Source organism: Bacillus sp. NMCC46, assembly GCF_002998465.1.
Classification (GTDB): domain Bacteria; phylum Bacillota; class Bacilli; order Bacillales; family Bacillaceae; genus Bacillus.
Genome location: NZ_PVQZ01000002.1, coordinates 708,294 through 734,435, shown reverse-complemented (window position 1 = coordinate 734,435; position 26,142 = coordinate 708,294). Strand labels below are relative to the sequence as shown.

Annotated in this window: 28 protein-coding genes and 1 riboswitch; of the genes, 18 read left to right on the top strand and 10 right to left on the bottom strand. The window is 42.0% G+C overall.

Features of this window, described 5'->3' with window-relative positions; translation table 11 throughout:
* Nucleotides 1-16: 16 nt before the first annotated feature.
* Nucleotides 17-670, bottom strand: coding sequence for a TerD family protein (locus C6Y01_RS09375; RefSeq protein ID WP_106038090.1), 654 nt, complete (start codon nt 668-670; stop codon nt 17-19).
* Nucleotides 671-919: 249 nt separating this feature from the next.
* On the opposite strand from C6Y01_RS09375, the gene ytkD reads away from it, so the two are divergent.
* Entirely contained in the window at nt 920-1,396 is a 477-nt protein-coding gene (ytkD, locus tag C6Y01_RS09370) for an RNA deprotection pyrophosphohydrolase (protein ID WP_034665337.1), read from the top strand.
* A 33-nt stretch (nt 1,397-1,429) separates the two neighbouring features.
* Here ytkD and C6Y01_RS09365 read toward each other — a convergent pair whose 3' ends face one another.
* Genes C6Y01_RS09365 through C6Y01_RS09355 form a run of 3 tightly spaced genes read right to left on the bottom strand, consistent with a single transcriptional unit; the run spans nt 1,430 to nt 3,998 of the window.
* Nucleotides 1,430-2,176 (bottom strand): ABC transporter permease, encoded by a 747-nt coding sequence (locus C6Y01_RS09365; protein WP_370876318.1) that lies wholly within the window; start codon nt 2,174-2,176, stop codon nt 1,430-1,432.
* Nucleotides 2,177-2,210: 34 nt separating this feature from the next.
* Nucleotides 2,211-2,981 (bottom strand): ABC transporter ATP-binding protein, encoded by a 771-nt coding sequence (locus C6Y01_RS09360; protein WP_034665342.1) that lies wholly within the window; start codon nt 2,979-2,981, stop codon nt 2,211-2,213.
* Between the two features lie 15 nt (nt 2,982-2,996).
* A complete protein-coding gene (locus C6Y01_RS09355; RefSeq protein ID WP_106038089.1) occupies nt 2,997-3,998 on the bottom strand; it encodes an ABC transporter substrate-binding protein in 1,002 nt (333 codons plus the stop codon).
* 173 nt (nt 3,999-4,171) lie between these two features.
* Between C6Y01_RS09355 and C6Y01_RS09350 the strand changes: the two genes are divergently transcribed.
* The 6 genes from C6Y01_RS09350 to C6Y01_RS09325 are packed head-to-tail and all read left to right on the top strand — an operon-like array spanning nt 4,172 to nt 9,308.
* Nucleotides 4,172-4,900, top strand: coding sequence for a carotenoid biosynthesis protein (locus C6Y01_RS09350; protein WP_106038088.1), 729 nt, complete (start codon nt 4,172-4,174; stop codon nt 4,898-4,900).
* Nucleotides 4,869-5,615 carry a lysophospholipid acyltransferase family protein gene (locus C6Y01_RS09345; protein ID WP_106038087.1) on the top strand — a complete coding sequence of 249 codons (747 nt, stop codon included), beginning with the start codon at nt 4,869-4,871 and terminating at the stop codon, nt 5,613-5,615. The genes C6Y01_RS09350 and C6Y01_RS09345 overlap by 32 nt, the downstream gene beginning before the upstream one ends.
* Nucleotides 5,600-6,727: a glycosyltransferase family 2 protein gene (locus C6Y01_RS09340; protein WP_034665351.1), complete on the top strand. Its 1,128-nt coding sequence runs from the start codon at nt 5,600-5,602 to the stop codon at nt 6,725-6,727. The genes C6Y01_RS09345 and C6Y01_RS09340 overlap by 16 nt, the downstream gene beginning before the upstream one ends.
* On the top strand, nt 6,724-8,205 hold the full coding sequence (locus C6Y01_RS09335; RefSeq protein WP_095286125.1) for a phytoene desaturase family protein: 1,482 nt from the start codon (nt 6,724-6,726) through the stop codon (nt 8,203-8,205). Before C6Y01_RS09340 ends, C6Y01_RS09335 begins: the two co-directional genes overlap by 4 nt.
* A gap of 26 nt (nt 8,206-8,231) precedes the next feature.
* Complete coding sequence (locus tag C6Y01_RS09330; RefSeq protein ID WP_034665354.1) at nt 8,232-9,026, top strand: alpha/beta hydrolase family protein; 795 nt, start codon at nt 8,232-8,234, stop codon at nt 9,024-9,026.
* Between the two features lie 39 nt (nt 9,027-9,065).
* Nucleotides 9,066-9,308 (top strand): DUF2584 domain-containing protein, encoded by a 243-nt coding sequence (locus C6Y01_RS09325; protein ID WP_003217584.1) that lies wholly within the window; start codon nt 9,066-9,068, stop codon nt 9,306-9,308.
* A gap of 45 nt (nt 9,309-9,353) precedes the next feature.
* On the opposite strand, the gene pckA is transcribed toward C6Y01_RS09325, so the two are convergent.
* On the bottom strand, nt 9,354-10,940 hold the full coding sequence (gene pckA, locus C6Y01_RS09320) for a phosphoenolpyruvate carboxykinase (ATP) (RefSeq protein WP_012010978.1): 1,587 nt from the start codon (nt 10,938-10,940) through the stop codon (nt 9,354-9,356).
* Nucleotides 10,941-11,168: 228 nt separating this feature from the next.
* A riboswitch (SAM riboswitch) is annotated at nt 11,169-11,303 on the top strand.
* A gap of 195 nt (nt 11,304-11,498) precedes the next feature.
* Between pckA and metK the strand changes: the two genes are divergently transcribed.
* Nucleotides 11,499-12,701 (top strand): methionine adenosyltransferase, encoded by a 1,203-nt coding sequence (gene metK, locus C6Y01_RS09315; RefSeq protein WP_034665356.1) that lies wholly within the window; start codon nt 11,499-11,501, stop codon nt 12,699-12,701.
* A 148-nt stretch (nt 12,702-12,849) separates the two neighbouring features.
* The gene (gene asnB / locus C6Y01_RS09310) at nt 12,850-14,748 is read left to right on the top strand and encodes an asparagine synthase (glutamine-hydrolyzing) (RefSeq protein WP_066030514.1); all 1,899 of its coding nucleotides are present in this window, start codon (nt 12,850-12,852) and stop codon (nt 14,746-14,748) included.
* A gap of 142 nt (nt 14,749-14,890) precedes the next feature.
* On the opposite strand, the gene C6Y01_RS09305 is transcribed toward asnB, so the two are convergent.
* A complete protein-coding gene (locus C6Y01_RS09305; RefSeq protein WP_034665361.1) occupies nt 14,891-15,406 on the bottom strand; it encodes a gamma carbonic anhydrase in 516 nt (171 codons plus the stop codon).
* A 45-nt stretch (nt 15,407-15,451) separates the two neighbouring features.
* Between C6Y01_RS09305 and C6Y01_RS09300 the strand changes: the two genes are divergently transcribed.
* Entirely contained in the window at nt 15,452-16,231 is a 780-nt protein-coding gene (locus tag C6Y01_RS09300; RefSeq protein WP_106038086.1) for an alpha/beta hydrolase, read from the top strand.
* A gap of 30 nt (nt 16,232-16,261) precedes the next feature.
* Nucleotides 16,262-17,341 (top strand): tetraprenyl-beta-curcumene synthase family protein, encoded by a 1,080-nt coding sequence (locus C6Y01_RS09295; RefSeq protein WP_034665369.1) that lies wholly within the window; start codon nt 16,262-16,264, stop codon nt 17,339-17,341.
* 215 nt (nt 17,342-17,556) lie between these two features.
* Here the strand turns inward: C6Y01_RS09295 and mnmM are convergent, their stop codons facing one another.
* Nucleotides 17,557-18,132, bottom strand: a complete 576-nt coding sequence (gene mnmM / locus C6Y01_RS09290) for a tRNA 5-(aminomethyl)-2-thiouridylate-methyltransferase MnmM (RefSeq protein ID WP_106038085.1) — start codon at nt 18,130-18,132, stop codon at nt 17,557-17,559.
* Nucleotides 18,129-19,094, bottom strand: coding sequence for a tRNA modification radical SAM protein MnmL/YtqA (mnmL, locus tag C6Y01_RS09285; protein WP_003217704.1), 966 nt, complete (start codon nt 19,092-19,094; stop codon nt 18,129-18,131). Before mnmL ends, mnmM begins: the two co-directional genes overlap by 4 nt.
* A 152-nt stretch (nt 19,095-19,246) precedes the next feature.
* Between mnmL and C6Y01_RS09280 the strand changes: the two genes are divergently transcribed.
* The 7 genes from C6Y01_RS09280 (at nt 19,247) to C6Y01_RS09250 (ending at nt 24,122) form a co-directional block, all read left to right on the top strand.
* Nucleotides 19,247-19,522 (top strand): YtzC family protein, encoded by a 276-nt coding sequence (locus C6Y01_RS09280; protein ID WP_106038084.1) that lies wholly within the window; start codon nt 19,247-19,249, stop codon nt 19,520-19,522.
* A gap of 142 nt (nt 19,523-19,664) precedes the next feature.
* Nucleotides 19,665-19,844 carry a hypothetical protein gene (locus C6Y01_RS09275; protein ID WP_034665379.1) on the top strand — a complete coding sequence of 60 codons (180 nt, stop codon included), beginning with the start codon at nt 19,665-19,667 and terminating at the stop codon, nt 19,842-19,844.
* Between the two features lie 17 nt (nt 19,845-19,861).
* Nucleotides 19,862-20,254 carry a GntR family transcriptional regulator gene (locus C6Y01_RS09270; protein WP_034665384.1) on the top strand — a complete coding sequence of 131 codons (393 nt, stop codon included), beginning with the start codon at nt 19,862-19,864 and terminating at the stop codon, nt 20,252-20,254.
* Nucleotides 20,247-21,125, top strand: coding sequence for an ATP-binding cassette domain-containing protein (locus C6Y01_RS09265; protein WP_003217564.1), 879 nt, complete (start codon nt 20,247-20,249; stop codon nt 21,123-21,125). The genes C6Y01_RS09270 and C6Y01_RS09265 overlap by 8 nt, the downstream gene beginning before the upstream one ends.
* Nucleotides 21,119-22,102 carry an ABC-2 transporter permease gene (locus tag C6Y01_RS09260; protein WP_034665391.1) on the top strand — a complete coding sequence of 328 codons (984 nt, stop codon included), beginning with the start codon at nt 21,119-21,121 and terminating at the stop codon, nt 22,100-22,102. The genes C6Y01_RS09265 and C6Y01_RS09260 overlap by 7 nt, the downstream gene beginning before the upstream one ends.
* Nucleotides 22,103-22,123: 21 nt before the next feature.
* On the top strand, nt 22,124-22,822 hold the full coding sequence (locus tag C6Y01_RS09255; RefSeq protein ID WP_066030519.1) for an ABC transporter ATP-binding protein: 699 nt from the start codon (nt 22,124-22,126) through the stop codon (nt 22,820-22,822).
* Nucleotides 22,812-24,122 (top strand): ABC transporter permease, encoded by a 1,311-nt coding sequence (locus C6Y01_RS09250; protein ID WP_034665395.1) that lies wholly within the window; start codon nt 22,812-22,814, stop codon nt 24,120-24,122. Before C6Y01_RS09255 ends, C6Y01_RS09250 begins: the two co-directional genes overlap by 11 nt.
* Before the next feature lie 62 nt (nt 24,123-24,184).
* Here C6Y01_RS09250 and C6Y01_RS09245 read toward each other — a convergent pair whose 3' ends face one another.
* A complete protein-coding gene (locus C6Y01_RS09245; RefSeq protein ID WP_106038083.1) occupies nt 24,185-24,886 on the bottom strand; it encodes a coiled-coil domain-containing protein in 702 nt (233 codons plus the stop codon).
* A gap of 84 nt (nt 24,887-24,970) precedes the next feature.
* Nucleotides 24,971-25,774, bottom strand: coding sequence for a YtvA family blue-light photoreceptor (ytvA, locus tag C6Y01_RS09240; protein WP_034665400.1), 804 nt, complete (start codon nt 25,772-25,774; stop codon nt 24,971-24,973).
* Between the last annotated feature and the right edge of the window lie 368 nt (nt 25,775-26,142).

The window sequence follows — 26,142 nt, the reverse complement described above, 5'->3', positions numbered from 1 at the left end:
CGGCTCCTTTCCTGCGTCAAGCTGTGAATCCGTAGATGCGGCATAAGTCATTTAAATCTAGCGTAGTTCCTTGCCCAGTCGCGATAATTTCCCATTCGTCCTCATCTCTTATGAGTTCAGCGCAAATGATGGAGGTACAATACGAATAATCTTCTGTTAATTGAAAGGTACAAATCTCTTGTTGCGAGATTTGATCAGTAAGATGCACGTAGGCGTTGGTCACTTGTCCAAAATGATGCTTGCGCTCGTGTGCATCATGTATCGTGGCTGTTACGACGATTTTATGAATATCAGGTGAGACTCTGCTTAATTGCATAATGATCATTTCATTGTCTCGATACCCACCGCCAAATTGATGATCACCAAGATGACGAACAGCCCCGTCTAAGCTTTGCTGCTGATGATAATAGATCAGATGGCTTGGAGACAACAGCTTGTCCTCTTCATTTAAGAGAAACACTTGCGTATCTAAATCAATTGGCTGGCCAGCCAGATCCCAGCCAAGCCCGATATGAATTTGGTCGATATTTGGATTGTCTTTTGTTAAATCTAGCTTTTGTCCTTTGATGAGGTGTTTCTTGATCACCTCATGAGGTGCGTCTTCTTTCTCATTTTTCCTGAGCGGAAGCGCTTGATCTTTCTCTTGTTTTGACCCATTTGTTATACTCATGCTGTTTTCCTCCTCGTCGTGATAGGACAAACCCTTATTGATTTACGTCATCAAGGGATAAAAGGTTTCATGATTAAAATTGGATGAAGTTGGAGATGATAAAAAGGTTTTAGCAACAATAACCTCATTTTAAATACAGACGAGATGAAACCACTCGTTTGTTTCACTTTTGATAAAAATTCTTCAGAGAAATGTGATCTGTGGTATGATGTTTTACAAGAAGCAAGGACAGGATATGAGGGATTTCACATGCATGTATTTAAAGACTATTATCATAATACGGTCAAGCTCTCCTTTGAAGAGAAGCCTTTTTCAAGTCATCCAAAGCATGTTTGGGCCATCTGCCGCTACCAGGGAAAATGGCTGCTCACTGAACATGAGGATCGGGGCTATGAGTTTCCAGGAGGGAAAGTTGAGCCAAATGAAGAAGCAGACCAAGCCGCTATACGTGAGATTCAAGAAGAGACGGGTGCTGTTGTTCGTGAATTAACGTATATTGGCCAATATCAGGTGCTAGGCAGAGAAAAGGTCATCGTAAAGAATATTTATTTCGCTGATATTGAAAGGCTAGTGAAGCAGGACACGTATTTTGAAACGAAAGGACCTGTTCTTTTCGCAGACTTGCCAAGATCCATCGCAAAAAATAAGAATTTCAGTTTTATTATGAAAGATGATGTGCTAAGACAAAGTCTTGCTTATTTAGAAAAGAACGGTTTGATTCGTTAAAAAAAGCGCAGGGAGACCATCCCTGTGCTTTTTTTATTTTTGGAGAAAACGGCGCTCAAGCCATTCCACAAGCTGGTACATGATGGTAGCAAACACAGCAATAATGAAAAGACTTAAGAACACGAGTGTAAAGTTGAAGACTTGAAAGCCGTAAATGATCATGTAGCCGAGCCCTTTTGAGGATACAAGAAATTCCCCTACAATGACCCCAACCCAAGAAAGACCGACATTGACTTTGATGGCAGAAATCATCGTTGGAATACTGGCTGGCAACATGACCTCACGAAAGACGACGCCTTTTTTCGCGCCAAAGGTTTTCATCACCTTTAAATAATTCTCATCGACCTCTTGAAAGGCAGTGTAAATGACGATCGTTGTAATAATCACACTAATGATCGCACCCATCGCAACGATGCTGATCATACCAGGCCCAAGGGCAACAATTAAAATGGGGGCAAGGGCAACTTTCGGCATGGCATTTAAAATGACTAAATAAGGATCAAGAACGTTTGCTAATCGGGTGGACCACCATAAGGCGGCAGCGAGCAAAATGCCGCAAAAGGTACCAAGTAGAAAACCGAGCACCGTTTCAAATAACGTAATACTCATATGATTTACTAAAGAACCATCTGATATTTTTTGCACAAATAATTGGCAGACCGCAGATGGTGAACTGAAAATCAGCGGATCGATGAGCCTGAAATGACTGGCAAGCTCCCAAAGCGAAAAGAAGCTGGCGAATATGATGAACTGATAGATACGTGTGATACGTTTTTCCATTCGGTATTTTTTGCGATAGGCTTCATGTAAAAGGTCACTGTGTTTCAACTGTTTTCAGCTCCTTCCAAATCGTTTGAAAGAGCTCTTGGAAACGCGGGGTCTGTCTCGCTTCGAAAGGAGAGAGAGCCCTTATATCGTCTGGTACGGTAAAGATTCGCTGGATAGAGCCTGGATGCTTTGAGAATAAGAAAATGCGGTCACTCATCGCAATGGCTTCGCCGATGTCATGTGTCACAAGGACTGCTGTTTTTTGATAGTTTTTTAATGTGTGAAAGACGAGATCTTCTAATGTCAGTTTGGTTTGGTAGTCTAGCGCTGAAAATGGCTCATCTAGTAAAAGCAGACCGGGATCAACTGCAAGCGTTCGGGCGAGAGCAGCACGCTGCCTCATTCCGCCAGACAGCTCCTTCGGATATTTTTCCTCTACTTCATGCAGTCCAAACTTTGGCAGTAAGTCAAGGGCAGCTGAGGTGGCCTCATGTGAATCTTGTTTCGCAATTTTTAACCCGAGAATCACATTTTCCTTGATGGTTTTCCAAGGAAACAAATAATCTTGCTGGAGCATATAGCCGATTTGATGCTCCTTTTGATTTGGTTCTTTTCCTTCGATTAAAATTCGACCTTCAGAGGGCGGCGTAATGCCTGCGATGATAGACAGCAAGGTGGTTTTTCCGCAGCCGCTGGGACCAATAAATGAGATGAATTCACCTTGGTCTATCTCCATATTGATGTGCTGTATAGCCGTTGTTTTTTCTTTTAAAGAGAAGTACGTGTGGGTCACATGGTCAATTTGAAGGAAAGACATGTGCTACCTCCTATTCTATTTGTGATCTGTGACCTTCTTTGCAATGGATGAATCGACAAGTTGTTTGTACGGGATAAATTCCGGCAATTCACCGCTCTCCTTCATGATTTCCTGCAATTTGTTCCATTCCTCTTCATTCAGAAGGGGATCTGTTGCATAGGAATCTTGCTGTTTGTAGCGTTTGATGGCAGTTGATAAGACATCAAGATCTGTATCAGGAAAATGAGATTGAATGGCCTTTGCGATCTCCTCCGGCTGCTTGGCTTTTACCCATTTCTGCGCTTTGTAAATGGCACGGGTGAAGGCTTCAGCTGTCTCTTTGTTTTCCTCTAAGTAACTCTTCTTTGCCATGAAGGTAGTATATGGCACCTTGCCAGAAGCTTCTCCAAAGGAGGCGGTAATGTACCCTTTACCTTCTTTTTCAAGTAAGGAAGCGGTCGGTTCGAATAACTGCACAAAATCGCCAGTTCCAGAGGAGAACGCACCTGAAATGTTGGCAAAATCAATATTTTGAATCATGCGAAGATCCTTTTTTAAATCAATGCCTTCCTTTTTCAAGACATAATCACCGACCATTTGCGGCATGCCGCCTTTCCGCTGTCCTAAGAAGTCTTTCCCTTTTAATTGATCCCAAGAGAATTGGTTTATTTCCTCCCTTGAAACAAGAAATGTGCCGTCTGTTTGTGTCAGCTGTGCAAAGTTCATGACAGAGTCCTTTGTGTCTTGAGCCTCTACATAGATAGAGGATTCAGACCCGGTCAGGGCGATATCAGCACCGCCTGATAAGAGAGCTGTCATCGTTTTATCACCGCCCCAAGTGGTTTTCAGTTCAACCTCCAAGCCTTCTTCTTTGAAGAAATCCTCTGATAAGGCGACATATAGCGGAGCATAAAAGACCGAATGGGTCACCTCGGCTACTTGTACGGTCTGCTCTTGTTCTTTTTTACAGGCGACAAATGGAATAAAGAGCAGGACCACGACGATGAATGCCAGTCTGACTTTGATGGAACGATTCAAGAGTAATTCGCCTCCTTTGTTCTAGATCACTATTAAAGTATGTGAAAAGGGATTTTTGGTGAGTGCCTAGATGAAAATAAGAAGCGCATTGTTTATTTATAGAACGCGTCTTTTTTTCTATACTAGGGGAATGAATGCTTTCTTGAATTTGGCAGAAATAAAGGAGCGGTTTCGTGTATAAAGTGAGTTGGGTATTTGTTGGATGGTATTTAGTAGGTCTTATCTTAATGGTCTTTTTTGAAGTGCCAGCATGGCTTCAGTTTGCAAATGGAATCTTTCTTGTGCTGTATGCCTGCTGCGTCATAGAGATTGGGCGGCATATTTATGGCTCATGGGGGCTTGTGATCAAAAGGGCAGCCATTGTTGGGGTGCTTACATTTACGGTTGAGTGGGTAGGTATCGCAACGGGGTTTCCATTCGGGGCCTATGACTATTATCCGACATTAGGTTTTCTAGTGGCAGGGGTGCCCTTAACCATTGCGTTTGCATGGGTTGGCGTGTTTTTAAACAGCCTTTTTTTATCCAGTCAGCAGTCAAAGTGGAGACGAGCCGTCGAAACGGGGATATGGATTGTCTTGCTTGACCTCATATTAGATCCAGTATCAGCTGAGCGGAAGTTTTGGGTGTGGTATGACGGCGGTGGGTTTTTCGGTATTCCTTTTGAGAATTTTGTGAGCTGGGGTATGATTGGAGCAGGACTTTCATTTCTTTTCCCGCTTGTTTCAATTGATCAAAAGGCACTCAGCTGGACGAGCCGTATTTATCAGGCGATGGTGTTCTTTTTTGGTCTTTTGGCATTAAAGGGCGGACTCGATGTCATTTTTTATTTAGCACTGATCATTGTCATTTTGTGTGAAGGAAGGGTTCGATTTGAAAGAAAGCGACAAAAGCCGATCGTTTAGACGTATATTTTTACTTTATCTTGAGCGGTATTTACTCCATAAGCATTTCCGCTGTGTGATGATGAAAGGCTTGGTGGACCCGAAGGAGAAGCTGCCTGTTCTTTATCTCGCCAATCATAGCTCATGGTGGGATGGACTGATCATTTTTCTTTTAACAGAAAAAGCGTCTGAACTTGATCACTACATGATGATGGAAGAGAAGCAGCTGAAGCAATATGCTTTTTTCCGTAAGCTTGGAGCGTTTCCGGTTCATAAAGAGAACCTGAAAAGTGTCAAACAAGCATTGATGACAGCAAGAGAGAACATGCAGGCTGGCGGGGCTGTATGGCTTTTTCCACAGGGGGAAATTATGCATCAGGATATGCGGCCGCTTGAACTGGAAGGAGGAGCTTCTTTTTTAGTGAGGCAATTTGAGCAGGTCGTGGTGAAGCCTGTGACCTTGCAGTATACATTTAATCAATTTCAAAAGCCGACAGTTTCTGTTGTGTTCGGCGAAGATGCCTTAGTATCTGGCGGGGCACTACGAAGCAAGGACGTGACGCGTATGCTTGGAGATCTGCTTGAAACGCAGTTAAACCGACATCAAGCGCAGGTCATCGCTGATCCTGATTTTTCATTAAACGAAGAATTTAAACAGATGACAAGGACAAGTCAGTCAACAAGTGATGCGTTTGATTCTTTTAAAAAGTGGGTGAAAACATGGCGCTCTTCTTAACCGTGATCAGTGTGCTGCTGCTTTGTCAGTTTATGTTCACCATATGGAATATGAAGCAGTTTCCCGTGATAAAGTCCGCTTCTTTTTCGCCAGATGAACCCATTTCGTTATCGATACTGATTCCGGCTAGAAATGAGGAGAAGCGAATAGAAGCCTGTCTTCAGTCGATCGTTGATCAACGCCTTTATCCGAAAGAGCTTATTGTACTTGATGATCATTCGACAGATCAGACAAGAGCGATTGTGGAGCGCTTTGCAGAAGCGTATCCGTGGATTCGTGTCCAGTCAGGCCAGGCGTTAAAGCAAGGCTGGCTAGGTAAATCATTTGCCTGTTCTCAGCTCGCTGAGGCAGCAGCTTCTGATTGGCTGCTATTTTTAGATGCGGATGTCCGGTTAAAAAGAGGGGCAATTGAAGCAGTGTATCAGCAGGTATGCACGCAAAATACGGGCATGCTGTCAGGCTTCCCAGAACAAAAAACAGGTACATTCTTTGAGCATCTTGTGGTTCCCATGATGATGTTTACCATAGGCTGTCATCTGCCAGTGAAGTGGGTAAGGAATTCAAGGAACCCCGCTTTTGCCGCAGCACATGGAGGCTTTATTGCCATTGAAAAGAATTGCTACCACGACATTGGCGGGCATGAAGCGATTAAGGATTCGCTAGTGGATGATATGGCCTTGGCTAGACGGGTGAAGGAAAAAGGCTTTCCGTTCACACTTGCAAGCATTCATCCATTTGTGTATATGAGAATGTATGAGAGTGGACAAGAGGTTTGGAAAGGCTACCGGAAAAATTTATTCCCAGGTGTCAATCGAAGCATTGCTTTGTTAAGCAGTGTCTTTTGTTTATACACTCTGCTTTATTTGGCTCCTGTCATTTGTTTGATGATGGCTTTGCTGCAGCTGGATGTGCTCAGTATATGCTTAGCCATTCTTTGCTACGGGCTGGGTGTGTCGATCAAAGCGGCAATTGATATCGAGAACGGGAGAACATCTGCAATGGCCTTTTTATTGCCGGTCAGCATATTAAGTTTGATCGCCATTGGCTTTGCTTCTATGAAAATCGGGCTGAAAAAAGAAGGGTATGAATGGAAAGGGAGAAGGTACGAATGAAAAAAGTGATCATCATCGGAGGCGGGCTTGGCGGATTATCAGCAGCGATCCGCTTACAGTCACGCGGGGTTCAGGTCACCATATTAGAAAAAGAAGCGGCTTTAGGCGGGAAATTGCAGCGCCATCAGGGAGCTGGCTACTCTTTTGATCTAGGACCGAGTACCATTACAATGAAGTCATACTTCGAGGAAGTGTTTGCTTCCTGTCATAGACGGATGGAGGATTATGTCACATTTTATCCGATTTCTCCTCTGACCAAAAACGTTTTTTCAGATGGACATACGGTCGAATTTACGCCCAATTTTGAGCAAATGGAATCTCAAATTGCAGCATTCAGTCCTGAAGATGCGAAGCAATACCGTGCATTTTTACATGAATCAAAGATGTTTTTTCAAAAGGCTGAGGAGCAGTTTTTAAATCGTTTGTTATTGACGTGGAAGGATAAGGCGGATGTAAAGCTCATGAAAGCACTTCTCTCTGTCAAACCGTTTACAACCGTTCAACGCCTGCTGCGTCAATATTTCCGTCATCCGCATACATTGGCGATGTTTGGACGGTATGCTACATACATCGGCTCTTCTCCCTATGAGGCACCGGCTATATTTAATATGATGGCGTATTTAGAAGGGGAGAAAGGGATTTATGGAATAAAGGGCGGTACATATCGTTTAGTTGAAGCATTTGAGACTTTGGCAAAGGAATTAGGCGTACAGATTCACCTCAATGAACAAGTCAACAAGATTCATGTGAAGGACCGGCGAATCAAAGGAGTAGAGACGGCTCACCAGATGTATGAAGCAGATCAAGTCATTGCAGGGGCGGACGCGCTGACTGTCTACCGCCATCTCATAGATGAAAAAGACCGCCCAAGCTTTTTAAATCAAAAGCTGGCTAATATTGAACCGTCATTATCTGGCTTTGTTCTCTTATTAGGTGTACCTAAAGTCTATGAACAGCTGTCCCATCACAATGTGTTTTTCCCAGAGAATTATGAGCAAGAATTCAAAGATATTTTTCAGAAAAAACAACTGTCTCAGGATCCAACGCTTTACATATGTTATTCAGGTCATTCAGAACCAGCTTTAAGCGGAGGACCGGGAAGAAGCAACCTTTTTGTACTGGCGAATGCGCCTTATGTGACAAAAGAGCAAGATTGGGACATGCTAAAGGAGACGTATCGGCAGCATTTGAAAACAAAATTAAAGGAAAAGGGTCTCTTTGATATGGATGAGGTTGCCGAATATGAAGCGGTTCAAACTCCGCTTGATCTGCAGCAGAAAACAGGAGCATATCATGGCGCCATTTATGGCATGTCTTCCAACTCGTTCAAGCAGGCGTTCTTCCGAATCAATAATCAGTCAAAGGACATTGAAGGGCTTTGGTTTGTTGGAGGAACAAGTCATCCAGGCGGCGGCACGCCGATAGTGACAAAATCAGGCCAGCTCGTCGCAGAAGCGATCATGAAGCATTTGATGTAAGAACAGATGAAAAGGAGAGAAATCAAGTGATTGTGGAAAAAAGAAGGTTTCCGTCCCCCCATCCGCATATTCACTTATTTACAGTGACCTATGAGGCAGATGGGCTTCGGATCAAAGGACTGCTCGCTGAACCGGCCGGAGAAGGTCTCTATGACGGCTTTTTGTATTTACGAGGCGGCATTAAAAATGTGGGGATGGTGAGACCAGGCCGGATTGTGCAATTTGCAGCGCAGGGCTTTGTCGTATTTGCTCCCTTTTACCGAGGAAATCAGGGAGGCGAAGGGAACGAAGATTTTGCCGGAGAGGACCGGAAAGATGCTTTTGCTGCCTTTCAATTGTTAAAGCACCACAAAAAGGTGAAGCAGGATCGTATTCATATCTTTGGTTTTTCGCGCGGAGGGATTATGGGCATTTGGACCGCTGTTGAAATGAAACAAGAGGCGGCTTCCTTTGTGACATGGGGAGGCGTCAGTGATATGAAGCTCACCTACGAAGAGCGTGTGGATATGAGAAGAATGATGAAGCGTGTGATTGGCGGTCCCCCGCACAAGGTGCCAGAGGCCTATGAGGACAGAACGCCTTTAAATGATGTGGACAAAATTGAAGCGCCTGTTCTCATCATCCACGGAGAAGAGGATCAGAATGTATCGATTGAGCATGCGTATTTACTAGAAGATGCGCTGCGCCAGCACGGAAAGTCAGTGGAGACTTGGTATTTTCACGGATACAACCATTATTTCCCGCCGCAGCATAATCGGGAAATTGTCAGAAGGCTGACGACGTGGATGCACAGCCGGAAAAGCGGAAATGTGGTAAAATAAGCAGTATAACGAAATTTAGAAAGTAGGGGGATTTTCAATATGGGAATGCCTGTTGAATTTAATACAATGATTGTCACGAAGGGAAAAGAGACAAGAATTGAAGAGAATGTATTTGAGCTCATGAAGGAAGGGTACCGCATTTATCCATTAAATATTCCGCTTGAGGTACGTAAAACGAAAGACGGAGAAAAAACAGGGACAGCACACGTTGAAAAACTGGAGCTGACAGACAATGTGACAAAGGTAACTTACCGTCTCGTGTCATTACATTCAACGAACTAACAAAAAAAGCTGAGGGAATGATTCCCCTCAGCTTTTGTCATTTGATTATACGAGTGGTCCGCCTTTGGCTTCAATGTCACTTGCTGCGTGGCTGAATTTTTGGAAGTTCTTTTTAAATTCATTGGCAAGGAAGTGTGCTTTTTCTTGATAAGCCTCTTGGTCATCCCATGTTTTAGAAGGTTGAAGCACTTCATCTGGTACGCCAGGAATATGAAGCGGGATGTGTAATCCAAAGATGTCGTCAGTGATCATTTCGGCGTTGTCGAGATCGCCTTCGATCGCTGCTTGCACCATTGCTCTTGTATGCGCTAGGTTCATGCGTTTGCCTGTACCATAGCCTCCGCCAGTCCAGCCTGTATTCACAAGGAATACTTTTGCGCCGTGCTCATCAATTTTCTTGCCAAGCATTTCAGCATAGACGTGAGCTGGAAGCGGCAAGAACGGTGAACCGAAGCAAGTAGAGAATGTCGTTTCTGGTGATGTGACACCGCGTTCAGTTCCTGCTAATTTACTTGTGTAACCGCTCAAGAAATGGTACATCGCCTGTTCTTTTGTTAAACGGCTGATTGGAGGTAAAACGCCAAATGCATCAGCTGTTAAGAAGACAATGGCAGATGGGTGTCCTGCGATACTTGGCTTCACGATGTTATCAATCATTTCGATTGGGTAAGCAGCGCGTGTGTTTTCAGTGAAGAATGTGTCATCATAATCCGCTTCACGTGTTTCTTCATCAAGCACAACATTTTCAAGAACTGATCCGAAGCTGATGGCTTTGTAGATTTGCGGTTCTTTTTCTTCGCTTAAGTTCACACATTTCGCATAGCATCCGCCCTCAATATTGAAGACTCCTGAGCCAGACCAGCCGTGTTCATCGTCACCGATCAGCTTGCGGCTTGCACTTGCAGAAAGCGTCGTTTTCCCAGTACCTGAAAGGCCGAAGAATAATGCGACATCGCCTTCTTGACCGACGTTTGCTGAGCAGTGCATGGATAAAATATCTTGCTCAGGAAGCAGGTAATTCATGACAGAGAAAATGGACTTTTTCATCTCTCCTGCATATTCTGTACCACCGATCAGAATGGTGCGTTTTTCAAAAGAAACGATAATAAACGTTTCAGAGTTTGTGCCATCTGTTTCAGGATCTGCTTTAAAATGCGGTGCAGATAAGATGGTGAATGGTTTTTCGTTTGAAGAAGGTGTTGATCCGTCAGGTCTGATGAATAGCTGCTTTGCAAAGAGATTGTGCCATGCAAATTCGTTTACCACTGTAATTGGCATACGGTATCTTTCATCAGCGCCGGCAAATCCTTCAAAGACGAATAGTTCATCACGTTCTTTTAAGTATGACACAACCTTTGTATATAAACGGTCAAATGCTTCTTTAGAGATCGGCTGGTTGACTTGACCCCAATCAATTTTATGTTCAGAGCTTTCTTCTTTGACGATAAATTTATCTTTAGGTGAACGTCCTGTGTAGGCACCAGTTGTAGCGCGGACAGCTCCTGTTGATGTTAAAACGCCTTCATCACGTGCCAAAATCTTTTCAACAAGTTTCGGAACAGATAAATTTTGGTGCGTATTTTCTAATGAGAGCAATGACTGCAAATCTTCTTTTAAATCCACTGAGTTCATAAAAAAAACCCTTCCTTTACCGTTGAATTTGTTTGTTTTGATTAGTATAACACATTCATAATAATAGTCTATACTATTTAAATGTTTTTGTGTGTGTTTTTTCATTTCTGCTATGAAAATATGCTTTTTGGTGATGCTAAGTGTGAGGTGAAAAAAGAGGGGAGATAATTCTGATGAAGCATTGACATGATGCAAGGGTTTGAGATAAGATATCTTATTGAACGGATACTCTTATCCCGAGTTGGTGGAGGGACAGGCCCGATGAAGCCCAGCAACCGGTTTCTTGTGAAAAAGGCATGAATATGCTGAGAAACCAAGGTGCTAACCTGATGCAAGGTACAAGAACACCTTGAGCGATAAGAGTGAAAGGCATGCGATCTCAGACCCTTTCCTCGCAATGAAGGAAATGGTTTTTTTATTTTTGGGATATCATATGAACAAATTGCCAATAACATCTCTAATAGAAACGTTTTCAAATATAAGAGGGAACGAGTTCCGTATCATATTGGAGGCCTCATCTTGGGATGATGTGGTCTTGTACAGGAGGAAATAGCCATTATGAGTCAAAATCGTCGTTTATTTACTTCAGAATCAGTAACAGAAGGACATCCGGATAAAATCTGTGATCAAATTTCAGACAGCATTTTGGATGAAATTTTAAAGAAAGATCCAAATGCACGTGTTGCCTGTGAAACTTCTGTTACAACGGGTCTCGTATTAGTAAGCGGTGAAATTACAACGTCTACTTATGTCGATATTCCAAAGACGGTGCGTGACACGATTAAGGAAATTGGCTACACACGTGCGAAATATGGTTTTGATGCGGAAACATGTGCAGTGCTCACATCCATTGATGAACAGTCTGCTGATATTGCGCAAGGTGTAGACAAAGCGCTTGAAGCACGTGAAGGAACAATGACTGAAGAAGAAATTGATGCGATCGGTGCAGGTGACCAAGGATTGATGTTTGGTTTTGCCAACAACGAAACCGAAGAGCTCATGCCGCTGCCGATTTCACTAGCGCATAAATTATCTCTGCGTTTAACAGAAGTGCGCAAGGATCAAACACTTGCCTATCTTCGTCCAGACGGAAAAACACAAGTAACAGTAGAATATGATGAGCAAAATAAACCTGTTCGTATTGACACAGTGGTTATTTCTACGCAGCATGCACCAGAAGTGACGCTTGAACAAATTCAAAGCGACTTAAAAGAGCATGTCATCCGCCCTGTGGTTCCAAGCGAACTCATTGACGAAGAGACAAAATACTTTATTAACCCAACAGGCCGTTTCGTCATCGGCGGACCTCAAGGAGATGCTGGTTTAACTGGACGTAAAATCATCGTTGATACGTATGGCGGGTACGCTCGTCATGGCGGCGGTGCTTTCTCTGGGAAGGACGCAACAAAGGTTGACCGTTCTGCGGCATACGCTGCTCGTTACGTAGCGAAAAACATTGTAGCTGCCGGTCTTGCAGATTCTTGTGAAGTACAACTTGCTTATGCAATTGGTGTTGCGCAGCCTGTATCGATTTCAATTGATACATTCGGAACAGGAAAAGCTTCTGAAGAAAAATTAATTGAAGTGGTTCGTGCGAACTTTGATCTTCGTCCAGCTGGCATTATTAAAATGCTTGACCTGCGTCGTCCGATCTATAAACAAACAGCTGCATACGGACATTTCGGCCGTCATGATTTAGATCTTCCGTGGGAAAAAACGGATAAAGCCGATACACTTCGTAAAGAAGCATTAGGACAATAACAACATAGAAAACCGCTTATTTTAAGCGGTTTTCCTTTTGATTAAAAAAAATTCTACAAAAAGTGAAAAAATGTGAAACAAAATCGGACAAAATACTGTCTAATTATAGGTCTACTTTTAAGAAATAACATAACGTGGAGGCAATAATATGTGTGGGTTTGTTGGTGTATTTAATCACCGTCCATTGTCCGAAACTACTGAGCAGGAAGAGTTAATTAAACAAATGAATCGTCTCATCGTTCACCGTGGTCCCGATGATGAGGGTTACTTTCATGACGAGCATGTAGGATTTGGATTTAGACGTTTAAGTATTATAGATGTTGAGCACGGAAAGCAGCCGCTTTCTTATGAAGATGAAAAGTATTGGATTATTTTCAACGGAGAAATTTATAACTATGTGGAGCTGAAGGAAGAGCTTGTGAAAAAGGGCTATACGTTCAGCACAGATTCTGATACGGAAGTACTGCTTGCCACATACCGTCATTATAAAGAAGAGGCGGCTTCTAAACTTCGCGGCATGTTTGCATTTTTAATTTGGGATAAAGAAGCGCAGCAATTATATGGCGCGAGAGATCCTTTTGGCATCAAACCGCTTTATTTTACACAAATGGATGAGCAAGTGTACTTTGCGTCTGAACGCAAAAGCTTGATGGCTGTGAACGAGAACATTTTATTTGATGAGACTTCATTGCAGCAGTACATGTCGTTCCAGTTTGTTCCTGAGCCAAATACACTTGATCAAAAGGTGCACAAAGTTGAGCCTGGTCATCAGTTTATTTTACGCCCAGGACAGGAGATCGAATTTAAGACATACTGGAAGGTTCAATTCAAGCCTGAACAAACACAAGAACAGAAATTAATAGAAGAAGTACGCGATGCAATCTATGATTCTGTGAAAGTTCACATGAGAAGTGATGTACCTGTTGGTTCATTCCTATCAGGTGGTATTGATTCTTCCTTCATCGTGTCTGTCGCAAAGGAATTACACCCTGAGCTGAAGACATTCTCTGTTGGCTTCCAGCAGGATGGCTTTAGTGAAGTCGATGTCGCGAAGGAAACAGCTGATAAGCTAGGCTTACAAAACTTCAGTGCCGTCATTTCTCCAGAGGAATATATGAACGAGCTTCCGAAGATTGTCTGGCATTTAGACGATCCTTTAGCTGATCCGGCGGCGATTCCATTGTATTTTGTGGCAAAAGAAGCGAAGAAACAAGTGACGGTTGTTCTTTCAGGTGAGGGAGCGGACGAGCTGTTCGGCGGATATAATATTTACCGTGAGCCTCTTTCTCTTAAACCATTTGAATCTGTACCATCTATGCTGAAAAAGCTTCTTCTTCGTCTGGCGCGATTAATGCCAGAAGGAATGAAAGGGAAGAGCTTTATCGTTCGCGGCTGTACGCCATTAGAGGAACGTTATATCGGTAATGCGAAAATCTTTGAAGAGCCAGTGAAGAAAAACCTCTTAAAACATTATGATCCAAGCATCACGTATCGTGACGTAACGAAGACATACTTCGAGGAAAGCGCAGGCTATAGTGATATTAACAAAATGCAATATGTTGATATTCATACGTGGATGCGCGGAGACATCTTACTGAAAGCAGACAAGATGACGATGGCGAATTCTCTTGAGCTTCGTGTTCCATTCCTTGATAAGGTCGTTTTTGAAGCGGCTTCTAAAATTCCAGAAGAGTTGAAAACAAAAGATGGCACAACGAAATATTTATTGCGTAAAGCAGCAGAAGGCATTGTGCCTGACCATGTGTTAAACCGTAAAAAGCTTGGTTTCCCTGTGCCAATTCGTCATTGGCTGAAAAATGAGATGAATGCTTGGGCGAAAGACATCATCAAAAACAGTCAAACAGATGAATACATTAACAAAGAGTATGTGCTTGATTTATTAAATGAGCATTGTGCTGGCAAAGCAGATCATAGCCGTAAGATTTGGACCGTCCTCATCTTTATGATCTGGCACAGCATTTATGTGGAGCGCAGCATTGATCCAGAGCAGTTGAATCATCAACCGAAAGAAGTCATCTTTAGTTAATGAAAAAAGGTTTTCAGCTTTGTGCTGAAAACCTTTTTTGTCATGATAGAAAGCAGTGGAAAAGGGTAAAATAACAAGCGGTTCATAGTTATTGCTTAATATCCTGAAAAAAACATGATAAAGTGAAGATACACGTATGATGTTAACGGGATAAAAGGGAACGATAGTATTGTCCTTTTTCTACATATTCTCTACGGATTCTGTCCATGTCTTGGATATCTTCATCTGTTAACTGACGGACGACCTTGGCTGGACGGCCAAAAGCGAGTGATCCTTTTGGAATAACCTTTCCTTGAGGGACAAGACTACCTGCACCGATAAAGGCACCTTCGCCAATTTCTGCACCATCGAGAATGATGGACCCCATACCAATGAGGGCATTTTTTCGAATGATTGAGCTATGTAATGTGACTTGGTGTCCAATGGTAGCACCATCTTCTATAAGAAGTGTTTTTCCAGGACTTTGATGCAGACAGGATAAATCTTGAATATTGACGTTTTTTCCAATTCTCACAGGAGCGACATCGCCTCTGATGACGGTTTGAAACCACACGCTCGAATATTCTCCAATCGTGACATTACCAGTAATGGTGACGTTATCTGCGACAAAGACCGATTCATGAATCTCAGGTGTAAACTGATGATATGGATAAATCACTTTTTCGACTTCCTTTCTTAATACAACATTTGTGAGGTGTTTACTTTGTGGACTTGGCATGCTGAAAGACCAGTTGGTACAATTGTAATTGTACATGGTGCGAGTGAATATCACGGCCGATATAAATGGCTGATCGAAATGTGGCGAAATGCAGGCTATCACGTCGTTATGGGTGACCTCCCTGGGCAAGGGACATCGACACGTGCGCGCGGCCACATTCGCTCGTTTCAGGAATACATTGATACAATAGATGAATGGATCGAACATGCGAAATCATTCAGGCTTCCTACTTTTTTACTTGGACACAGTATGGGTGGACTCATTTCAATTGAGTGGATCAAGCAGTATACCCATACGAAGATTGATGGCCTTATTTTATCATCACCTTGTTTAGGTCTGCAATTTAAACCGAAGAAGATAATGGATTTTGCATCAAAAGGTCTAAATGTGCTGGCACCGTCCTTTAAAGTCGAGTCAGGGCTGTCGATTGAACTAGCCACACGGAATCAGGCTGTGATTGAGGCAGACTCAAATGATTCTCTTTACGTAACAAAGGTGTCGGTTCGCTGGTACCGAGAGCTGATCAAAAATATTGATGCGGCCATGCAGCCAACGAATGTCTTTAAATCGATTCCGCTCCTTTTAATGCAGGCGGGCGATGATAAGATCGTGGATAAAACGAGGGTGATCAAATGGTTCAATGGCATTGAATCAACCAATAAATCATACCGTGAATGGGAAGAACTGTATCACGAAATTTTTAATGAACCGGAAAGAGAAGATGTGTTTAAGGCAGCAAGAGCCTTTACAGATCAATATATTTGATGGTGAGCTTTAAGTTGGGGGTGGATTGATTTGTCAGTACCAGAGCGTCCTTTTGCACTGATGACAAAGGTGTATAAAGATATTTTTCCGCTTGTTCATCAGGAGCTGAAAAAGTGGCGGGCTCATGCAGAAATGATTGAAAATGAAGAACTGCGAACGCAGGCACTAGCGAGCATATCGAGTAAAACCTTTCACTGTGAAGGCGGAGGCATTTTATCTCTCCTAGCAGGTGAGGCGAAAGAAACGTGTATTGAATTCATTGTGGCGTATCAAACCATCAGTGATTACTTAGATAACCTATGTGACCGCAGCACGTCGCTGGATCCAAAAGATTTTCATATGCTGCATCAAGCGATGAGAGATGCGCTTGATATTCATGCTGAGCTCAAGCCTTACTATCAATTCCGTGATGATCAAGAGGATCATGGGTATTTACATGCGCTTGTCCGCACATGCCAAGACGTGCTTACGCGCCTTAAGCATTATCCGATCATTCAGCCATATTTACACACGCTGTGTGATTACTACAGTGATTTGCAAGTACATAAACATGTCGTTCCTCATGAACGGGTCCCGCGTCTAGAATCGTGGTTTCGCCAATATGAAAAGGATTTGCCTAAGATGGAATGGTATGAATTTTCAGCTTGTGCAGGATCAACGTTAGGGATTTTCTGTCTTGTGGCGTATGCGCTGCAGCCGGATTTTACAGAAAAGCAGGCGAAGCAAATTTACGAAAGCTATTTCCCTTATATCCAAGGTCTGCACATTTTACTTGATTATTTAATTGACCAAGAAGAAGACCGGCTTGGGGGAGATCTGAACTTTTGCTCCTACTATGCCTCTCATCATGAGATGATGGATAGACTTCAGCACTTTATTGAAAAAGCGGATGAGCAGCTGAAAGGCATTCCACACGAAAACTTTCACAAATTGATTAACAGAGGGTTACTGGCAGTCTATTTGTCCGATGAAAAAGTGACAGCCCAAAAAGAGATGAATAAGCTGGCAAAACGGCTGATCAAATCAAGCGGGAAAACATCATTCTTTTTCTATATCAACGGAAGAGCCTACCGGACCTATCAGAAAATGCCTTGGATGAAATCCTCATAAAAAAGCTCAAATCCATTAGGATTTGAGCTTCAGCGCGCAGACAAACCCTCGCATTCTTTGTCAGTCCTGCGTGCCGGTACTCACGAATGTCAAATTCGCTCCGTTCCGGTGCTCGTTCTTCCTAGACTGCAAAGGTTTTCTATCACGCTGAAAGAAGACAAAGGGCTAAAATAAAAATCATTTTAGCCCTTTGTCAATAATCTGAGCTCAGATCATTAGGATTTGAGCTTTTTTTCAATGGCGACCACAAAAGGCGGGTCGTTTTGAATATTCATGTATTGATATGATAAAACTTGTACCTCTTCATGAGGAAGTGATCTGCAATAGTCGAGAAGTACTTCTTTTTCTCTTTTTCCTTCGGAGTGTCCATGGTAAATCACAAGGACGATCAGACCGCCGGGTTTAAGCCAGTCGAGGAGCTGCTCGATGGCTTCGATGGTTGTATGAGACTGAGTGGTGACGGCTTTATCGCCTCCGGGCAGGTACCCAAGGTTAAACACCGCACCAGAAATATGTCCATAAACATCCTTTGGCAGGTGATGAGCCAGTTTTTCATGCCCATCGTGGATCAGATGAACGTAAGGATATCCCTCGCCAAGCCTTTTTCTCGTCTGCTGTAGGGCTTCCTCTTGTACGTCGAATGCGAAAACTTGTCCATCATTTCCTACAAGATCAGCTAAATAGCGTGTATCGTGGCCATTTCCCATCGTTGCATCAATGACGATGTCGCCTTTTTGACAAGCCCGTTCTAACAGCTCTTTACTAAAAGGGAGCATGCGTTTCAAAATCATTTGGCTGCTTCTTCCAATCTGACGAAACGTTTGCCTTGGTAGCTGTTACGTCTTTCGAGCTCAGCATTAATGGCATTTAGTACTTCCCACTTGTTTACACTCCACATCGGACCAACCATTAATTCAATTGGGCCATCCCCTGTAATGCGGTGAATAATCATTTCTGGCGGCAGGATCTCCAGTTGATCACAAACAAGCTGAACATATTCTTCCTGGCTTAGAAACTCCAATTTGCCTTTTTCGTATTGCTTGACCATTGGGGTTCCTTTTAAAAGGTGAAGTAAATGAATTTTAATTCCTTGCACATCTAAATCTGCGACAGCTTTTGCTGTTTCCATCATCATGTCCCGGTTTTCTAGAGGCAGTCCGTTGATGATATGCGAGCAGACACGAATTCCGTGTTTTCGCAGTTTTTCTACACCTTCTACGTAGCATTCATAATCATGGGCACGGTTAATGAGCATTGCTGTCCGTTCATGAACCGTTTGAAGACCAAGCTCTACCCAGAGATAAGTGCGCTCATTTAATTCGGCTAAATACTCCACCACGTCATCTGGCAGGCAGTCAGGTCTTGTCGCAATAGATAAACCAACCACACCATCCAAATTCATAACGGTTTCAAATTTTTCCTTTAAAACAGGAAGCGGGGCGTGTGTGTTTGTATACGCTTGAAAATACGCCATATATTTTCCGTCTTTCCATTTTGTGTGCATCCGGTCTTTGATTTCGTTAAATTGAGTGATGAGATCATCAGCCCGGTTTCCTGCAAAATCACCAGACCCAGCTGCACTGCAAAATGTACAGCCTCCGTGGGCTACAGTACCATCACGGTTTGGGCAGTCAAAGCCGCCGTCTAAGGCCACTTTAAATACTTTATGACCAAAGTGCTCTCGCAAATGATAGTTCCATGTGTGATAGCGTTTTTCGCTGTTTGAATATAAAAAAGGGTTATGCTGATCCAAGTCAGTAACCTCCTTGCGTAATAATAGGCATCCTTAAAGTTTAACAAAAATCATGAAGGAGGACAATTGAATCTGTCCAACATTTTCTTTAGTGAAAAAGCTTTACGTGGGCAAAATAGGCGGGAACAATGATGAAATGGAGGGAATGCAAGATGGCAACAAGGCAGTCGATCGATGAATTTATCCAAAAAAGTACTGAAACCCTTGAGTTTGCAAATGAGCAATTTGATTTGAACTTACGCCAAGAGCATTATAATGAGGACGAATTTTCTAAGGCGCAGCTTATGCTTGAAGATGCGGTGAACGAATTAGAAAAATTAAAAGATGTCGCCAATGACCAGCAAAGAGAGCAATTAGACAGGGCGCGTGTTCAAATTCAAAGCTTGCAAAATCAAATGATTTTAGGTATTTCTTACGACAACGAATGATGAACAGATCCTTTTTTTAAGGATCTGTTTTTTATTTTTTAAAAGGCTATTGACTTTTTGGCTGAGTGTATTTATTGTGTTAAGTGTACTACAACAACTAATACACTAAAGACACTTAAAAAGTGAAGAAAGGTGTTCAACCATGAAAAAAGAAAAAAAACCAATCAATTTGAAGTGGATGGTGCTGGCTGTTGCGTTAGCATGTACATTTTTTTTCGTTCTCGTTTTCATTGGTTTTGAAGTTCAAAAAGATTTGATACCTAATTCAATCCCTTTAATGCAAGGGCATGAACAAGCGATAGGACTGCAAAAGCATGAATGAGGAAAGAGGGAGCCATCATGATTCAAATAGATCCACGAAGCGCTGCGCCATTATATGAACAAATCATTGAGCAACTCAAAATTTTATGTCTAAAAGGTGTAATGAAACCTGGTGACAAACTGCCCTCTGTCAGAGAGCTCGCCACCATTATCATCGCCAACCCAAACACCGTCAGTAAAGCATATAAAGAGCTTGAGCGGGAAGGGATTATTGAAACACTAAGAGGCCGCGGTACGTATGTAACAGAAGGGGCTCAGTTAAAGCTGAATGAAGGGAAGGTGTTGGAGATGAAGGAGCAATTAAAACAACTCATCATAGAAGCTCATTATGCCGGTATTGATATTCAACAACTGAAGGAATGGATAGAAGAGATCGGCTCAAGTCTTGAGGGAGGAAAACAAGTTGATTGAGGTTAGAAATGTATCAAAGACATTAAATGGACGTGAAGTACTCAGTAACGTTTCCTTCAAAATAGGCGAAGGTGAGATCTTCGGTCTGCTTGGCAGGAATGGCTCAGGAAAAACAACACTTCTCCGCTTGATTCAGCAAATTCTTCTTCCAGATGAAGGAGAGATTTATTTTAAAGACGTGCTTGTGAAAGACCACCCGTTAGTGAAGCAAAATATTGTGTATATGCCAGTCGTAAATCCCTACTTTGACAGATACAATTACGGACAGCTTGTCCAGCTGTTAAAGCATATTTATCCGAAGTTTGACGTGACATATGCCAATGAGCTTGTGAACCGCTATGAAATTCCGGAAAAAGTGAAATATCGTGAACTATCGACAGGGTTAAAAAAACAGCTGTCATTAATTCTAAGCTTTGCGATCAAGCCAGCGGTGATTTTGTTAGATGAACCGACAGATGGAATTGATGCCGTCACAAGAAATGATGTTCTTCAGCTCATGATCGACGAGGTAGCGGAACGTGAAACATCGATTCTCATTACATCGCACCGATTAGAGGATATTGAGCGTATGTGTAACCGAATCGGGTTTTTAGAAGGAAATCAGCTTACAAGTGTCATGGATCTAGATGAGTTAAAGAATGATTATGTCAAAATACAGATGGCTTTTGAAGAAGATATGAACTTGAGTATACGGAAAAATGGCGTTGCTATATTAGATCAAGCGGGCATTTTTTATACAGCGCTTGTTCTTAAAACCGATGTAGAGGCTAAAGAGTACTTGAAGTCGCTGCAGCCAAAAGTATGGCATGAACTGCCTGTGAATTTAGAAGAAGTATTCATTGCAAAGTTTGGAGGGAAACGGAGATGGTAAAGCGGCAATTATTATATAAGGAGTGGAAGCAATCAGAGCTGACATTTATTTTAGTGATGCTGGTTGCGGCGCTTGCGACGCCCTTATCCCTCCTAATGGGATATTCATCCTTTCAAACATGTTTAAAGGATCCCACATGTATTTTGGATACATCACATTTTTCCTATAGTTTTAAGAAAGATGCTTTTCTCGCTCTTTCATGGTTAATGGGAATCCTTTTTGCCATAATTCAGCTTGGCTTTGAGAGAAATAAAGGGCAAATGGATTTCACCTTAGCCTTGCCTTTTAGTAGAAGTACCATCTATCAGACAAAATTTTTCTTGGGTGCCGGGATCATTGCACTCATTCATGCATTCTCATATGCCTTAACTTACTTACTTATATTAGGCATCAAACCTGTTGAGACACCTGGATTTAACAGTATGTATTTATATGCTTTGGTGTCATCCTTGATGATATATGCCCTGTTTTTTGCAGCAGGCACTTTAACAGGAAGTGCAATTGCCCAAGCAATCGTTGCATTCAGTACAGCCATTTTACCTTTTTTACTAATTGGTCTACCATTGGTTCATTTAGAATTTATATTGAGAACAAATGGGGAGTGGGTTGATCAGTGGCTTAATCATATTATCTTGGCAATTTCTCCAATCACTTATATAGCTGAATTTAATCAGTATGAATATACGATTTGGTTCAGCGGTGAAGAATTCATCGTACCAATTGTCATGATGATTTTATTTTATTTCATTGGTTTGTTTAGCTTCATCAAACATCCAATTGAACGAAGTGGCCGTTTTTTCCTTTACCCAAAAATGGATCGGCCTATTCAAATTATGGTCATTGCTTTTGGTGTTTTAGGTTTTGGCTGGGGTGGATTCTCCTCAGACAATTCCATGTTTGGTTATATCGCTGGCATGATAATCGGCGGTGCTGTAGGCGCACTAACGAGTTATTTCTTAATATATCGAAAAAGATAAACAGAGAGTAGGGGAGTAGAGATGATTCAGGTTCAAGCGTTAGATCATGTGTTTAAAATTGGTAAAAAGGGCAGAGAGAATGAAATTCCTGTGCTGAAAGGGATTGACCTATCCATCAAAAGAGGCGACATTGCTTGTATTGTGGGACGAAGTGGTTCGGGGAAATCTACCTTATTGAACTTAATTTCAGGATATATTACGCCAACGAGCGGACAAATTGTCATTGATGGTACCGATGTGACCGGCTTTAATGAAAAAGAATGGGCGGACTTCCGCTTAGATCACTTTGGCTTTATCTTTCAAAGCTTTCAATTGATCGGGAGCTTAACGACGTATGAAAATGTTGAACTTCCGCTCACTTTAAAAGGTGTAAAGCCGTCTGAACGAAAGACGAAAGTAAAAGAAATGCTGAAACGAGTAGGTCTAGAACATCATGCAGGGCATTACCCGAATGAGTTGTCCGGCGGGCAGCAGCAGCGTGTGAGTATTGCAAGAGCCTTGATTTTAAATCCATCTATTATTTTAGCGGATGAACCAACAGGCAGTCTAGATTCAGAAACCGAAGGAGAAATCTTAGCATTTATCCAGCAGCTCAATCGTGAAAAAGGAATCACGTTTGTCATCATTACACATGACGATGAAGTCGCTTCAATCGCAGATACAACGTTCCAGCTTCATGATGGTGTATTAAAGAAAGGGGAACAGACCATTGAAATTTAGAGATCAGGTCAAATTCATTAGAAGAAACATGAAGAAAAATAGATTGCGTGTGTTTATGACCATTCTTGCGACGACAATGGCATGCTCTTTCTTAATCGTTCTAGCATCTGTCGGTTTTGGTTTGCAAAAATCGGCGCAAGATGAAATCATGAAACAGCAAATCATCACAGAAGTGAAAGTGTTAGGCAAGGAAAAAGGTGCCGTCAAGGTAGATGATTTAAAGAAATATGATCATGTGAAATCTGTCGTCTCAAGAACGTCTCTCGTTCCATCGGTAAACGTCGAGCTCGATGACCGCTCAAGTGAAACGCAGGCTGCTCTGACCGATATGAAAGAGGAAAAAGAAGCAGGGCTTGAACTAGACAGAGGGAAAGTCCCAACATCAGCAAACGAAATTGTGGTTGGGTACCATATGGCAGAACAACTGTGGACAAAAAAAGAGCGCAAAGCCTATGAAAAAGAATTAAATCAAACGTCAAACGGTGAAGAAGAACCAAAAGAGCCAAAAGGCTACACGAAAGATATTTTAAATAAAGTGATTCAAATCAAGGTACCAAAACTCAACGAAGAAAATGAAGTCGTCAAAGAAAAAACATTTGATTTCCGTGTAGTAGGAGTCATGAAAAAGCCAAATTTGGAGTGGCAGCAGGATCATAAAATTCTCATTCCGAATGCGTATGAAAAGGAATTTGGTCAAATACTTGATCTATCTCCTGAAGCAGGAAATGTCGAGAAAATGACCTCTGTCTATGCAGATAAATTCGACAATGTCGGTGCACTCACGAATAAGCTGACAGATGAGGGCTACCAAGTCATCTCTGTGACGAATCAGCTCGAAGGTATGGATATGTTCTTTACTGTCTTCAAAATTGGACTCATTTTTGTCGGCTGTATCGCAGTCATTATTTCTGCAATTGGTATTTTTAATACGATGACAATGGCAGTAACAGAGCGAACACAAGAGATTGGGATTATGAAAGCCATTGGTGCTAATCCATCGATTATCAAGCGAATGTTCCTCATGGAAAGTGCTTATATTGGGGTGATTGGGTCGATCATCGGTATTATCATCTCATATATCATTAGTTTCGCCGTCAATTTAATCATTCCAGCCATTTTGTCGTCCATGTCAGAGGGAGGGTCAAGCGATCAATTCTCGATCACCTTCTCCTATATTCCGCTCAGCCTTGTGATCACAGCAACAGTGATTAGCGCAGGGGTAGCGATCCTTTCAGGGCTTAACCCAGCACGTAAAGCAACAAAAACGAATGTATTAGCAGCATTAAGAAGAGAAATCTAAAAAAAGAACCTCCTAAGACACCCGATTGGGCTGACAGGAGGTTCTTTTTTTGTGACACATGGCTATTGCTTAGGTGCCCGGTACCCTGCACGTTCTGCCTCTTCTACGGAGCAAAACAATTTGGTTACATTTTTGGTTCTAGAGTAGTATCTGCTGCTCGGTGTGTGATAAATACCGTTGACACTTCCTTTGATGTTACAGGCAGCTGATTCTTTTTTTGTTTCCTTCTGCGATTCATGACCGCCTGTACTTTTTCCTTCATCTTTAGGAGCGGAGCGCTGAACAGTGGAAGACTTCGTATCGCTGCTGCTTTTCTTGTTCTCTTTTTTGAGTGTTTCGTTGCTCGAGGCAAGCTTGTCTATTTTCTCTTCAAGCGCTTGAATGGTCTTTTCTTGCTTTTTGACTGTTTCTTTTTCTGAGGTGATGGTTTCTAGCTTTTTAGTTAGTTTTTCTCTATCCTTTGTTGCGTCCTCTAAAGAGGCGGTAAGCTCCTCTTTATCAGCTTTTAAGCGCGTTATGTCAGATGTGAGCTGCTTTTGATCCTTTAACAGCTGTTCTGAAGATGGATCTGCTTGTGCCTTCGGTGCATCTGTGGCAGCAAACGGTAATGACATAATGGAAAAGACGAGACCGAAGATCAAAAAAGGATAAAATAGTTTCTTTGAAAAGATATGCTCGTTCTGGTGTTTGAGTAATAAGAAATTGACGGCATATCCTATGGCGAAACAAACACATAAAAGACCTATGATGAGTAACATCATCATCTAGAAGCCCCCCTAAATCTTTATTTACTCCTATCATACCTCATTTTTCCATTTTTAGGGTCGGTTTAACTAAAAAAACCCTGTTTACACAGGGTTTTCAGCTAATGTTAATCCTTTGATTGCTTCCTTAACCGTCAAATATGTGATCGTATCCTGGAAATCTGTATCCAAGTCTTTCATTTTCATCGCAAGCTGCGGTTTGATCCCTGTGATGATCAGTTCGGTTCCAGTTAAACTGAGAAGATGATGCAGCTTGAAAATGCGTCCTGCAACGGAATCATCGACATCGATTAAGCCAGAAAGATCGACAATTAAATAATCATCCTTTGAATCATCTAATATACAAGTTAACTTCGCAACAATGGCATCAAAGCGTTCTTCAGATAGTTTTCCAATGAGTGGTAGAGCAGATACACCATTTTTGATTGGGACGATTGGCGTCGAAAGAGAGGTGACTTCCTGTAAGGAATCTTCTAGGAGTTGTTCATATTCTTTCTGTTTCGTAATATCCTTTTGAAAGCCAATGAAAAATGTTTTATCATCTTGTTCAATGTATAGAGGATCTATATTGAGTTCATTCCAAAAAAAAGTACCGTCTTTTTTATAATTTTTTAGCTGTGTGGTAATAGGTATTTTATTCTGTATTCCATGACGTATTAAATCAAGCTGCTCTTGATCTGTGTCTTTTCCTTGAAGGAATCGACAATTACGCCCAAGAATCTCATCTGGTTTGTATCCAGTCATGTGTGTAAAGCCATGGTTCACATAAATGATAGGGTTATCCTCTAAAGAAGGGTCTGTAATGACAACTCCGATCCGCGCATGATCTAGCGCTTTTTTTATGAGTTCAAGCTGTTTTTGCAAGCCGAAGATGTTCGAGCTGACCATATTACCCTCCTTTGCTGCTACTAGCAGACATATCAAATGGCTGTTTTTTCAACCAAAGGTATTCCTTACTAAAGTAACATAACATATGTTCTGTTTCAATGATTGCAATGGCTTTGTTAAATTTGTCATCATAGTTTGTCCTCCATTAGAATATAGTAAGTAAGGAGACTTTTCTTTAGAAAAAGAAGGAATCAATTGCTCATAATTCATAAAATGACAAAAATAGTTAATATGGATTAGGCAAAAATGATTCCAATGCATCAAGATTGTTTTTGGGTCATTCACATATAATGGAAGAAACAAGCTTTTTTTCTTCGTTAGAGAGAATAGACCTTTTACATGGATTATGACGGAACAGCAGAATGGCA

Bases quoted from the DNA above. Each gene is read 5' to 3' on its own strand.
- C6Y01_RS09375 (WP_106038090.1), bottom strand. From the start codon at position 670: ATGAGTATAACAAATGGGTCAAAACAAGAGAAAGATCAAGCGCTTCCG.
- ytkD (WP_034665337.1), top strand. From the start codon at position 920: ATGCATGTATTTAAAGACTATTATCATAATACGGTCAAGCTCTCCTTT.
- C6Y01_RS09365 (WP_370876318.1), bottom strand. From the start codon at position 2,176: ATGGAAAAACGTATCACACGTATCTATCAGTTCATCATATTCGCCAGC.
- C6Y01_RS09360 (WP_034665342.1), bottom strand. From the start codon at position 2,981: ATGTCTTTCCTTCAAATTGACCATGTGACCCACACGTACTTCTCTTTA.
- C6Y01_RS09340 (WP_034665351.1), top strand. From the start codon at position 5,600: ATGGCGCTCTTCTTAACCGTGATCAGTGTGCTGCTGCTTTGTCAGTTT.
- C6Y01_RS09335 (WP_095286125.1), top strand. From the start codon at position 6,724: ATGAAAAAAGTGATCATCATCGGAGGCGGGCTTGGCGGATTATCAGCA.
- C6Y01_RS09325 (WP_003217584.1), top strand. From the start codon at position 9,066: ATGGGAATGCCTGTTGAATTTAATACAATGATTGTCACGAAGGGAAAA.
- pckA (WP_012010978.1), bottom strand. From the start codon at position 10,940: ATGAACTCAGTGGATTTAAAAGAAGATTTGCAGTCATTGCTCTCATTA.
- metK (WP_034665356.1), top strand. From the start codon at position 11,499: ATGAGTCAAAATCGTCGTTTATTTACTTCAGAATCAGTAACAGAAGGA.
- asnB (WP_066030514.1), top strand. From the start codon at position 12,850: ATGTGTGGGTTTGTTGGTGTATTTAATCACCGTCCATTGTCCGAAACT.
- mnmM (WP_106038085.1), bottom strand. From the start codon at position 18,132: ATGATTTTGAAACGCATGCTCCCTTTTAGTAAAGAGCTGTTAGAACGG.
- C6Y01_RS09280 (WP_106038084.1), top strand. From the start codon at position 19,247: ATGGCAACAAGGCAGTCGATCGATGAATTTATCCAAAAAAGTACTGAA.
- C6Y01_RS09275 (WP_034665379.1), top strand. From the start codon at position 19,665: ATGAAAAAAGAAAAAAAACCAATCAATTTGAAGTGGATGGTGCTGGCT.
- C6Y01_RS09270 (WP_034665384.1), top strand. From the start codon at position 19,862: ATGATTCAAATAGATCCACGAAGCGCTGCGCCATTATATGAACAAATC.
- C6Y01_RS09260 (WP_034665391.1), top strand. From the start codon at position 21,119: ATGGTAAAGCGGCAATTATTATATAAGGAGTGGAAGCAATCAGAGCTG.
- C6Y01_RS09255 (WP_066030519.1), top strand. From the start codon at position 22,124: ATGATTCAGGTTCAAGCGTTAGATCATGTGTTTAAAATTGGTAAAAAG.
- C6Y01_RS09245 (WP_106038083.1), bottom strand. From the start codon at position 24,886: ATGATGATGTTACTCATCATAGGTCTTTTATGTGTTTGTTTCGCCATA.
- ytvA (WP_034665400.1), bottom strand. From the start codon at position 25,774: ATGGTCAGCTCGAACATCTTCGGCTTGCAAAAACAGCTTGAACTCATA.